General features: G+C 36.3%; 10 protein-coding genes and 1 pseudogene. 8 read left to right on the forward strand and 3 right to left on the reverse strand.

Annotated elements, in window-relative coordinates:
* Positions 1–70: 70 nt before the first annotated feature.
* The 3 genes from QFZ72_RS12225 to QFZ72_RS12235 all read left to right on the forward strand — a co-directional run bounded on the left by QFZ72_RS12225 (position 71) and on the right by QFZ72_RS12235 (position 3,406).
* Complete coding sequence (locus QFZ72_RS12225; protein ID WP_307433624.1) at positions 71–424, forward strand: VOC family protein; 354 nt, start codon at positions 71–73, stop codon at positions 422–424.
* Between the two features lie 433 nt (positions 425–857).
* A complete protein-coding gene (locus QFZ72_RS12230; RefSeq protein WP_307433626.1) occupies positions 858–1,319 on the forward strand; it encodes a VOC family protein in 462 nt (153 codons plus the stop codon).
* A 614-nt stretch (positions 1,320–1,933) separates the two neighbouring features.
* Positions 1,934–3,406 carry a protein adenylyltransferase SelO gene (locus QFZ72_RS12235; RefSeq protein ID WP_307433628.1) on the forward strand — a complete coding sequence of 491 codons (1,473 nt, stop codon included), beginning with the start codon at positions 1,934–1,936 and terminating at the stop codon, positions 3,404–3,406.
* Between the two features lie 376 nt (positions 3,407–3,782).
* On the opposite strand, the gene QFZ72_RS12240 is transcribed toward QFZ72_RS12235, so the two are convergent.
* A complete protein-coding gene (locus QFZ72_RS12240) occupies positions 3,783–4,685 on the reverse strand; it encodes a DMT family transporter (protein ID WP_307433630.1) in 903 nt (300 codons plus the stop codon).
* A gap of 160 nt (positions 4,686–4,845) precedes the next feature.
* Between QFZ72_RS12240 and QFZ72_RS12245 the strand changes: the two genes are divergently transcribed.
* Positions 4,846–6,222 (forward strand): aminotransferase-like domain-containing protein, encoded by a 1,377-nt coding sequence (locus tag QFZ72_RS12245; RefSeq protein ID WP_307433632.1) that lies wholly within the window; start codon positions 4,846–4,848, stop codon positions 6,220–6,222.
* A 620-nt stretch (positions 6,223–6,842) separates the two neighbouring features.
* Here QFZ72_RS12245 and QFZ72_RS12250 read toward each other — a convergent pair.
* Positions 6,843–8,137, reverse strand: a pseudogene (locus tag QFZ72_RS12250) (IS110 family RNA-guided transposase).
* 672 nt (positions 8,138–8,809) lie between these two features.
* On the opposite strand from QFZ72_RS12250, the gene QFZ72_RS12255 reads away from it, so the two are divergent.
* The 4 genes from QFZ72_RS12255 to QFZ72_RS12270 all read left to right on the forward strand — a co-directional run bounded on the left by QFZ72_RS12255 (position 8,810) and on the right by QFZ72_RS12270 (position 11,424).
* Entirely contained in the window at positions 8,810–9,700 is an 891-nt protein-coding gene (locus tag QFZ72_RS12255; RefSeq protein WP_307433635.1) for a Vgb family protein, read from the forward strand.
* A gap of 138 nt (positions 9,701–9,838) precedes the next feature.
* Positions 9,839–10,090 carry a hypothetical protein gene (locus tag QFZ72_RS12260; protein ID WP_307433636.1) on the forward strand — a complete coding sequence of 84 codons (252 nt, stop codon included), beginning with the start codon at positions 9,839–9,841 and terminating at the stop codon, positions 10,088–10,090.
* A gap of 214 nt (positions 10,091–10,304) precedes the next feature.
* Positions 10,305–10,826: a P-loop NTPase family protein gene (locus QFZ72_RS12265; protein WP_307433638.1), complete on the forward strand. Its 522-nt coding sequence runs from the start codon at positions 10,305–10,307 to the stop codon at positions 10,824–10,826.
* Between the two features lie 46 nt (positions 10,827–10,872).
* Positions 10,873–11,424 carry a GNAT family N-acetyltransferase gene (locus tag QFZ72_RS12270; RefSeq protein WP_307433640.1) on the forward strand — a complete coding sequence of 184 codons (552 nt, stop codon included), beginning with the start codon at positions 10,873–10,875 and terminating at the stop codon, positions 11,422–11,424.
* Between the two features lie 203 nt (positions 11,425–11,627).
* Here the strand turns inward: QFZ72_RS12270 and QFZ72_RS12275 are convergent, their stop codons facing one another.
* Positions 11,628–11,765, reverse strand: coding sequence for a hypothetical protein (locus tag QFZ72_RS12275; RefSeq protein ID WP_307433642.1), 138 nt, complete (start codon positions 11,763–11,765; stop codon positions 11,628–11,630).
* Positions 11,766–11,921: the final 156 nt, after the last annotated feature.

Raw genomic sequence — 11,921 nt, forward strand, 5'->3', positions numbered from 1 at the left:
CAGGTTAGTTCAACAAAAAAGCGAATGTAATAGATAAGGAAACTATGTAAATAATTAGGGAGGTGATTATTTGATTAACCCTATTTTAAATCAAATCGGAGCAGTCTTTATTCCAGTGAGCAACATAGAACAAGCACGAGATTGGTATTGTGACATTTTAGGTTTACAAGCAGATGGAGAAATTCAATTTGGTCATATTTACGTCTTACCTATGAATGGTACGGGAGTTGTATTAGACAGCAAGATTTATTCAGAACAAAACCTAATAAAAACCCCCTTATTCCATTTCAATACAGAAAATATTGAAGAAGCATATACGTTTATGAAGAATAAGAAGATTGATGTAATGACTGAAATTCAACATAATCATTATTTTAATTTTAAAGACCCTGATGGAAATCTTCTGATGATTTGTAAGTGTTAATTAATATTTATTGAGATGATGAATAAGAAAGAAATGCTTGCGTATTTAGAATCTAATCTCATTTGTGAATAGTTTATAGTCAACAATCGGGTACTCTTCTTAAATAAGGAGGTTAATAAAAGAAAACGATTCAAGAATATTTTTCATTAAATTGTTTTTAATTAGAAATAAGTTTGATAAAGCTTAATGGGCATTTATTAAAGTGACAATTCCTCTATTCTATAATTGGGCACGAAATTGGGATAGTGTCTGTGAATTGTTGTGATTTGAAATAAAATGGATCAGTTTCATTTGAACAATTTGCGAGTAAAGTCCATAGTCGTACGACTAAAAACGGACACATGCTCAGTCAAATATACGATGTCTCTCTCATTTCTTATTTGTTATAATATGGAAAAATAATCCTTTTTTAAAAAGGAGGAGGGACTTAATAATGTTTCCAGGAACTCTATATGAAACACATGTTCAAACAAAAAATTTAGAAACAGCAATAGAATTCTATAAAAAACTAGGATTAGATCTAGCTCATTATATTGAAGAACGCCGTGCAGCATTCTTTTGGTTTGATAAAAAGAAAAAGAGAGAACAAATGCTGGGCGTTTGGGAGGTTTCAGAAGAAAAATTTCATAAAAGCCACTTTGCATTTAAGATTAGCTATGAGGATATCATTCATGCAAGAGAATGGCTTCTTGCAAAAGGTATAAGTCCAAGGCCTGCTTTTGGGCTTAAACCCTCTGAACCAATGGTTCATACTTGGACACCTTCTGCTAATCTCTATTTTTATGATCCAGACGGGAATTCTTTAGAATTTCTTTGTTTACTTCCCGAAAAGAAGAATGTGGAACGAGATGTCATGTATTTAAGTGAATGGGAAAATATCAGAAGTGAAAAATAGGATAAAAAATCATTAGTAACCAATTCTCATCAAAATCTTAAAATGAATACTCATGTTTTTTTAAAGTGCAAACTGGATTAAAATAGCTGGTATTATCAAGGGAAAGATGTCGGTTTTTACAATGTCAATTTTAATGGCAGCTGTTTCTGTTTTGATTTATATTTACCAAAATTGGCATGAAGGGTTTGAAAAAATATCGGACGGACTAACGAAAAGAGAAGTTTTCACTAAATCTAAATGCTCAGAGAGGAAATTCTCTGAGCATTTATTATTCAATTCCTTACAGTGAACCTTGATGGATGAATGCGGCAAAACAAGACCTTACTTTATTATCCATTATTTATAGGATACTATGGAGAGGAATAGAGCGTTTTCCACATAAACTTCCTATGAATTTAATGGTGCTGATAAACAAATGATAAAAGAACTGGAACAAGTATATGTAAAAAATAATTTTGGAATGTTATTTATTGGAATGTCTTTTCCCTTCAAATGAGACGCATAATAGTTCCTGATCCGGTTGACGAACATGTTAACTATAAATTTTCGATTGTTATTCGTGAGTAAAAACTCTTACTAATACATAAACGACAAAAAGAAGAGAAGGAGATACGATGACAAATAAAAAAGAAATAAAAACAGGATGGAACTTCGACAACAGTTACGCCAATCTGCCGAAATCTTTTTTTACCAGCGTAAATCTTAACCCTGTAAGTTCACCGAAATTGATTACTCTTAATGACCCTTTGGCAGCATCCCTTGGATTAAACATACAGGCGCTAAAAAGCGAAGATGGAGTTGCGGCGCTTGCCGGCAACGAGAGTCCTGAAGGTGCTTTGCCTCTAGCTCAAGCTTATGCAGGGCATCAATTCGGCCACTTTACCATGTTAGGGGACGGACGGGCCATGCTGCTTGGTGAGCAAATCACTCCCCAAGGTGAGCGGATTGATATTCAGTTAAAGGGTTCAGGCAGAACGCCATATTCCCGCGGGGGCGATGGACGGGCTTCACTTGGACCTATGCTGCGCGAATACATCATAAGCGAAGCCATGCATGCGCTTGGTATTCCTACCACTCGAAGCCTGGCTGTGGTGACAACCGGTGAGCCGGTAATTCGCGAAACTGAGTTGCCGGGTGCGATTTTGACCCGTGTGGCTGCAAGTCACCTGCGCTTTGGAACTTTTCAATATATTGCAAAATGGGGATCAGTCGAGGAACTTCGGGTCCTTGCTGACTATGCACTTAAGCGTCATTTTCCAGACGTGGATGAGGATGAGAGCCGACATCTTTCTCTGCTTCGGGAAGTAATTAAGCGTCATGCCAAACTGATTGCCAAATGGCAGCTGGTTGGCTTTATTCACGGAGTGATGAACACAGACAACATGACCATTAGCGGGGAAACAATTGATTATGGTCCTTGCGCATTCATGGATGCCTATGACCCGGAAACAGTTTTCAGTTCCATTGACATTCAAGGCAGGTATGCCTATGGAAATCAGCCGTTTATTGCCGGGTGGAATCTTGCTAGATTTGCGGAAACCTTATTGCCGCTGCTGCATGCCGATCAGGAGCAGGCTGTCCAACTTGCACAGGACGAAATTTCAAATTTTATTGAGCTGTACCGACGAAATTGGATTGTTGGAATGAGAGGAAAACTGGGATTATTTAATGAAGAGATTCAGGATGAAGCCCTAATTAACGAACTCCTGAATCTGATGCAGAAGCATCGCGCTGACTATACTAATACATTCGTTGCATTAACTTTTGATAAAATGGAGGATACGATGCTGTTTGGCTCTGAAGAATTTGCTGAGTGGCATAAGCAGTGGCAGGATAGACTTGGAAGGCAGGAGGAACCGAAAACCATCTCGCAGCAATTAATGCGCAGCAGCAATCCTGCAGTAATCCCCCGCAACCATCGAGTAGAAGAGGCCTTAGATGCTGCTGTAAAACAAGGAGACTACAGCGTTATGGAGAGGCTTCTGGGTGTAATTTCCAGCCCGTACGCGCATTCTCCTGAACAGGCTGAATACTGCACACTGCCGCCGGATTCATCAAGTCCTTACAAAACTTTTTGCGGTACGTGACATCAAGAATAAGCATGGAAGAATTGTAATTGGTTCTTTATGATTTTTTCAAGATGAAACATTTTTGCTGATAATCAAGTTTAGTTTTATTTTAACAATTAGGCGCTTATCCAAAGTATGGATAGCGCTTTTTTGAAGTATAAAACCTGATTTCACCTAAATCGTAGAAAGCCATAAAAAATAAAAGGTGATACATATTAGTCATGTATAATATGAATCGCCCTTTTACTTCTTGCTCAATAATCGCACCTGTTAGTCAGTAACTATTATTAATTTAATATAAAAACCCGTGGCTTTTCCTACAAAACCCTCTATGAATATAATATTGATAAGCCTCATTCCTTTTTATTTAATTACTTAGCTATTCAACATGCAGCTAGTTTTTCTCTGATACAGATCCTTTTTTTGATACGGGAGCATTTTTGCCTAATATAACAGAAAAGACAACAATCACTGCTATTACAAGAGTGAAAAATGTGATGGATTCATCTAGAAATACTGTTGCAAATAGAATCATTAAAAATGGTTGTAAGTATTGAATCTGACTAACTCTTGCTATTCCGCCCATAGCCATTCCGCTATACCAAGCAACATATGCTAGAAATTGACTAACAACTGCGAGATAAATAAAACTGACCCAAGCATGTATTGGAGCATGGAGCATTTCAGTTGTAAGGTTTAGCCCAACTGGAATAATGAAAAATGGGGCACCGATCATTATCGCCCAAGCGATTACTTGCCAGCTACCTAATTCTTTCGCTAATTTCCCACCTTCTGCGTAACTAAGTCCAAGTATAATCACTGCTGCTAGTAAAGCTAAATCGGCAAATTGTAATTGACCGAACCCTAGATAAAGTGCATACACAATAACAGCTAAAGAGCCGATTATACTTGAAATCCAGAATTTGAGAGAAGGGACTTCACCAGCTCTAAACATTGCAAATCCGGCTGTGGCTAATGGTAATAGAGCTAATTCCACAGCTCCATGAGAAACAGGCAAGGATTCCATTGCCCTAGACGTGAGGAGAGGAAATCCTAAAACTGCACCAAAAGCAACAATAAGTAGACTTTTGAATTGGCGAGGAGAAGGTAGTTTTTCTTTTCGAACAATCAATACCACGGCTACTAAAATAGCGGCTGCAATTGTTCTTCCTAAACCGACGACCGTAGTCCCAAAATACTCTACTGCAATACTTGTAGAAGGGAGCGTTAAGCTAAAACAAATGACGCCTACTAATCCCAAAAATAGTCCTAATTTCTCTCTGGTTACTCCCTGCATCTTATCCAACCCCAATCTTTATATTTTGTATCACATCTGTACCATTTTTTTCTTATCTTAAAAACAGTTCTGATATAATTAACATACTATGAGTACATACAATAAAAATAAACCATTTTTTTACCCATCTGTCCTGGTACAGTTAAAGGAGGATCAATACATGAACTCAAAATATATTAAGATAATGGAAGAAATTAAGATTCAGTTAGGAGATGGTTCGCTAATTGCAGGCAGTAAGCTCCCATCTGTTCGTCAGTTATCTGAGAATTTTTCATGTAGCAAAAATACGGTCATTAAAGCATACGCCGAACTTGAAAAAGAGCATTTAATTTATTCTGTTCCTAAAAGCGGCTACTATGTTGTGAATGAATTTCAAAAAGCGACGGAAGAAAATGAGGTGATTGATTTCTTGTCTGCCGGTCCAGATAAAAATGTTATGCCTTATGTGGAATTTCAACATTGTATGAATCAAGCAATTGACCAATATAAAGAAGAGCTTTTTACATACTCCGATCAACAAGGACTTTACTCACTACGAGTACAGTTAGTGAAATATTTGCAAAATTTACAGGTGTTCACTCAACCTGAAAGATTAGTCGTTGTATCTGGCTCGCAGCAAGCCCTTAATTTATTAGTTTCTATGCCATTTCCAAATGGAAAAAACAATATTCTAATTGAACAGCCTACTTATTTCGGATTCATTGAGTCCATCAATCTGCATCAAGCTACTGCTTTTGGAATTGAATTATCAATGGAAGGGATTGATCTTGATCGTCTGGAATACATTTTTCGAAATAATGATATAAAATTTTTCTATATTATCCCTAGATTTCACAATCCACTTGGACATTGTTACACGAATAGCGAAAAGAAAAAAATCGTTGAGTTAGCTGAAAAATACGATGTATATATAGTGGAGGATGATATTTTAGGAGACCTTGATCCAAGTCCAAAATCAGATCCTTTATTTTCTTTTGATCCTTCTGGGAGAGTGATTTATATTAAAAGCTTTTCGAAAATTTTTCTCCCAGGGTTAAGGATTGGTACTGTCGTTCTTCCTGCATTAATGATTAACAATTTTTTACGATATAAATTTAGTTCGGATTTTAATAGTTCAGCACTTTCTCAAGGTGCGCTAGAAATCTATTTAAAAAGTGGTATGTTTAATAGCCATCTCAAAAAAGTAAAAGAGGTATACCGTACTAAAATGCAAATCCTTCAAGAAGCATGTGAATTATTGCTGCCGGCTAATACTTATTTTTCTAAACCAACTTCAGGATTCTATCTATCCATCAGTTTGCCAGAGAATGTGAAAGCGAAACAGGTAGTTCATATGCTAAACGAGCAGCATATATATGTTGATGATGCCTCTAGAATGTTTTTAGCAGAATATAAAAAGGAAAATCTCGTTCGATTAAGCATCTCTCAAGTGAACGAGAGTCAAATTAAACTAGGGGTAGAGCGATTGGCTCACTGTATTGCTTTAATTGACAGTAGAAAAAATCATATTACTCCAAATAACTTTTTACTCATTTAGGTAGCATCACAGTATTAGCGGATTTTCAACCCTAAGAAAATATATCAAAACGGTTGTTTATGTGACTTAGAATTTGAGCAATCATATGAGACATACTTACTCCCAAAATCTACAAACTATTAAATAAAAATAAAACCCTCTCAAAACTTGGAGGGTTCTTTAGTTAACTTGCCTCCGAAGTATTGAAAACAGCTGCGTTAGTACCTTCTTGAACTAAACTCCCTCAATAAACTAACCACAATCTCACGATTGCTCTAGAATTCTTAGGATTTCATAGCCATATCATTAACCAGTATCTAAGTAAGATCAGCATTACTCCTCATGGATAGGGATTTACCGAAAAAAGTGTATACTAAGCTAGCCAATTACAGGAAGAAATTGGTTAAGTATCGTTATGATCGCACTTTTGGATGTCCACTTGTCTCATGGAGGTCAACCCTCCCATGCCTCACAGAGTCGATGCTCCTACATTCCTTCGTTCAACCTTTCCATGAGGTGGATGTCGGTCATGCTGCCCCACAGGATCTAAGCCCTCACGTTAGTTGCTTTGCCGACTAATCCGTGCTTCACTTGTAAATGAGTATTAATTAAATGATTGTGTAACCTTAAAATTCAATGAACTATGCGACTGTTTGATGTACCACAAATGTTGCCATATGAGGGATATCCTTTAACATCTTGTCTTCTTGAAACGTAAATTGTTTTTACCGATTGAAAACAGAATTCGAATAAGCTTGTTACACAAGGCGATTAGAGATTGCATTTTCTTTAAAGGGTTGTGAGAACGTGTTGTGTAATAGATATGAAGAGCTTTAAAAGCCTTGTTCTTTGCCACCAGTATCATGGCTGCTCGGAATAAGAGAGCCCTCAATTTCTTTCGTCCCCGTTTGGTAATCTTGGTCTGGCCCTTGTGCTTTCCGGATGTGTTTTCTTTTAAACTTAAACCTGCTAATTTTACGATTTGGCGAGGATGTTGATAGTCTCTGAGGTCGCCGACCTCTGCGAAAAACCCTGCTACTGTATCTCGACCGATCCCTGACACCTCTAACATCTGTGTGACACCTGGGATATGGTCTAATAACTGATCTAATTGATGATCTAATTCTTCGAATTTTAATTGAATAAATTCATACTTCTCTAGTAAAGCACTCAACTCTAATTTCGCCATAGCTGACCCTTGGCGAATACCAATCGAACGATTGGCTGCTTCTTTAAGTGCTCGTATCTTCTTCAAACCTATACTGCGTTTTACCACTTTTCTTAAGGAAAGTAAAAGCTCTTCATCCGTATACTTTACAAGTTCATATGGCAAGGATTCTAGCTTTAGAAAATGAATAGCTGCCTTGCCTTCCCAACTTTTGAACACAGTCAAAAATTCGGGAAAATAACGATCAATCCAGTTATGAACTTGTCCCTGAACGACCTGTAAGTCAACATTGAGAAGATCGCGAAGTTTTTTTGCCACTCGGAGTTCTGCATAAATTCCTTGTGGAATTGTTGGTTCGGCGTATCTTCCATCTTTGACTAACTGTGCAATGACTTTTGCATCTTTCACGTCATTCTTTGTAGGTGAATTATCGTCTAATTCTTTACTTCGTTTAACATGTAGTGGATTAACAGATACGAACTTAATATTATTCTCTTTTAGTAGATAAGCTAGATTTAACCAGTAGTGACCGGTTGGCTCCATGCCTACAATCACTTGATCTAGCTTACATCCTTTAACTAGTTGGTCAATCCAATCTAGAAACGAATGAAATCCTGCTTTCGTATTTTCAAAGAAACACGTTTTACCTAGTTCCAATCCTCTAAAATCTTGTGCTCTCGCGACATGATTGTGCTTGGCGATGTCAACTCCGACAATTAAGGTTTCGGAAGTAATTTGAGAGATTTTATGATTTTGGTTATAATTCATTATGAGGCCTCCAAATAGATGTTTTTGTCCTTTTTAGCTGGCCAGCTCAGGACATATTCATCTTATCAAGAGGTCTTTTTTCATTCAAACCTCATTTTCAGTTATTACAGGAATGCTGCCTCGTTAATTTAAGTACAATTTTTCAAAATCCTGAACTAATTATCCTCTAAAATCATAGTACAGTTAATATAATAATTTTTGATCAAAGATCCTGTGTTATGCAGGATATTTTCTTGTTCAGCAATCTGGCAAGTATTTGAATAAGGTCTTTATCATAAAATACAGATTATTTAACCCGGAAGGAAACTCCGGAAACTAAAATAAGATGTAAAAATAGTTGACTGTACCGAACGGATTGTTTAAAGTGAACCTAATAAAAGACGGAAGGGTGAAAAAAGGACATGATTCAATAATCCTAACTTTTAAGAAGAATCGATATTATTTTCTATATTTATATTCAGGATGCACTTTTATTTCAATCTGAATTCAAAATATCAATTTTATCGGTTTTTTTTCTGGGATAGGTTTATTGTAATGTACTTTTAGACAGTCTAATCAGGCATTGGATAAACAGCCTATTTTAAGTCTGTACTATGAACTACACTACCTCCTATCTCAGAAAATGGGCATAGGAGTTTTTTTTGTTCGAAAATTATTGATGGAGGGATTTAAATGAAATTTGATTTTAGAGAATTTAATTTATCAATTCCCGACTCAGGTCCGTACGGTATAGATTCAGCACAAGACGGAAAGATATGGTTTACACAACATAAAGCAAACAAAATCAGCTGTCTAGATCAAAGTGGTGAGGTAAAAGAGTATAAAGTTCCTACACCTGATGCTAAAGTTATGTGTTTAACTGTATCATCCATGGGCGACATATGGTTTACAGAGAATGGAGCCAATAAAATAGGAAGGCTTACAACATCAGGTATTTTTATTGAATACCCGCTGCCACAGCCGGATTCAGCTCCTTATGGAATAACTGAAGGCTCAAATGGTGATATTTGGTTTACCCAATTGAGTGGGAATCGTATAGGCAAATTGACCACTGAAGGTGATATCCATGAATATGATCTTCCAAATAAGGGTTCCTTTCCTTCGTATATTACTTTAGGTTCAGATAACGCACTATGGTTCACAGAAAACCAAAATAATGCTATTGGAAGAATAACTGAAACTGGAGAGTTAACTGAATACCCTCTGCCTACACAAGAAGCAGGGCCAGTGGGTATTACTAGTGGTAACGATGGTGCACTCTGGTTTGTCGAAATTATGGGCAACAAAATAGGTCGAATCACTACTTCTGGGGTGATTAGCGAATATGATATCCCAACTCCTAACGCACGCCCACACGCAATTACCAAGGGAAAAGATTGCGAAATATGGTTCACTGAATGGGGTGCAAATAAAATTGGCAGGATTACAAGTGACCAAACGATTCATGAATATCAAATTCAAACAGAAAATGCAGAGCCGCATGGTATTGCATTTGGGGAAGATGGTTCCGTATGGGTTGCGTTAGAATGCAACAAAATTGGTAAACTGAATTTAAGTGAATGAGATCGGCATGAGCAGTATTTATGAAACCACAAAACCAGCAAGGACCTAATCCAGAAGAAGGATACTTTAAATAGTAATAAACATATTATATTTATTAAACAATCTATTACAAAGGCTCATATTATAAGGAGATTATTCTTGAAGAACAGTAAATGGAATAAAGCTTTTTTTGATAAATTGGGGATTTTAATCTTCTTGTACCGGGAGCTTTTAGTAACAAGAAAGTTACTTTCGGAAATACAATTTTATATTGATATGATACTTTCGGCGCTTTCCAATAATAAGGATTGTGCTCTTTTTGCATTTAATAGCAGATTACATTGTAAGGTTAGCCAGCTAATGTTGACTGATCTTAATACAAAGCTCTGTTTTGAGATTAAAAATAGATAATAAGAGCGATTGAAATCAGAGAGATGCCACTCTTCATCTACTTATATTTGTAAATTTTGATATATAATCTTTTTATAAAAGTTATAATATTGGAAATCAGCAGAATTAAAAAGTGAACAGTTCTGAAGAGACTATCAAACTAAAACACAATGATCCTCATAAAACTAACGGGCACATTCCTTGAAGCAGGAAAAGAGGGGAGCTGATTTGTAAAATGAACCGCATTATGGTTATGGGAGTATCAGCAGGGGTAGGAAAGTCTACATTTGCACGCAAGTTAGGAGAATTATTAGAAATCTCTGTCTACCATCTTGATGCTTTATACTGGAAACCAGAATGGGAAGAAGCTTCATTAGAAGAGTTTGCAGATGATCAGCAAAAAATTGTCTCTCTAGATCAATGGATTATAGAGGGCAATTATAGTAATACATATGATATTAGAGTGCAGAATGCAGATACGATTATCTATCTGGAGCTTCCCTTAATTGTATGTTTGTATCGAGTTTTCAAGCGCTGGATTCAAAACATTGGGAAAACGAGACCTGACATGGGGGAGGGGTGTAAGGAAAAATTAGACTTCCAATTTCTTAAGTTCATCTGTACCACTTACTATCCCCGTAAGAAAAAGATGGAAACAAGGCTTCAAGCTTTCAAAGGAACGGGTTCTCAAAAAAACATAATCATGCTGAAGAATAAGAAAGAGATCCACTCTTATTTAGAAACTTTATCGCATTGAAATATCTAAATGGGATATTAAGAACATGGATTGAGGAGGGAAATCAATGGAAAAGGAATTTCCGATAATAGAAACAGCAAGATTAATCCTAAGAGCAGCAACATCAGAGGATGCTGATGATATCTTTCACTATCTATCTGATAATGATGTTGTCAAACATATGGGACTAGCACCTTGCCAAACAGTTAAAGACGTTTTGGATGAAATTAATTGGTATCAATCTATATATGAAGAAGGCACAGGAATTAGATGGGGAATCACACTTAAAAATTCGGGTAAGGTTATCGGAAGCTGTGGTTTTCTTAATATGGCTTCCAAACATTATCGGGCTGAAGTAGGTTTTGAATTAAGCAAAACATTCTGGGGAAAAGGGATAGCCGGTGAAGCTTTGGAAGCTGTTGTGAAGTATGGTTATCATCACTTTCAGCTAGAAAGAATTGAGGCTTTAATTGAACCTGCTAATCTCCCATCACAAAAATTAGTAGAAAAGCAAAGGTTTAAAAGAGAGGGCTTGCTGAGACATTATGAGTATACTTGCGGTAAATTTGATGATTTATATATGTATTCAATCATAAAAGAAGATCTGAAGTTTAGTTAGACAAACGAGAATTTTCATAAGAAACATTCCGCTGCCGGAAAAAGAATAATGCAAGGGGAATGATGAGTATGATTTCTCAGTAGTATTGATTGAGTTTGCAAAGATTTTAACAAAGGGGACTGGACTGTAAAGTATATCACTTTCAGTCAGCCCTTTTTTTATTATAGACTTATCTTTAGCTGAACATTTGTTTATCTTTTAATTTAATATTCTATTTCATCGTAATCTTTAGGCTGCGGTACCGGCTGACCGTTATCGCTGGCAGTAATATCATTAATTGTTTGCAGTTCCTCTTGCGTTTCTTCAGTATTTCTTTTAACTTGGTTTCCTTCTTTTTTCACGGTGATTTACTCCTTTCAAGTATCTTGAACTTACACTATTAAAGTTTCCTTTGTATCTAAAGAAAATACATTTTTCAAATTGTAAAGGGTCAATCATGATTTAATATCTCTGTGCAGTTCTCTTTTTTTAATGCTTCCATTATAAACTCTGCATGA

This window comes from Bacillus sp. V2I10 (assembly GCF_030817055.1).
Classification (GTDB): domain Bacteria; phylum Bacillota; class Bacilli; order Bacillales; family Bacillaceae; genus Bacillus_P.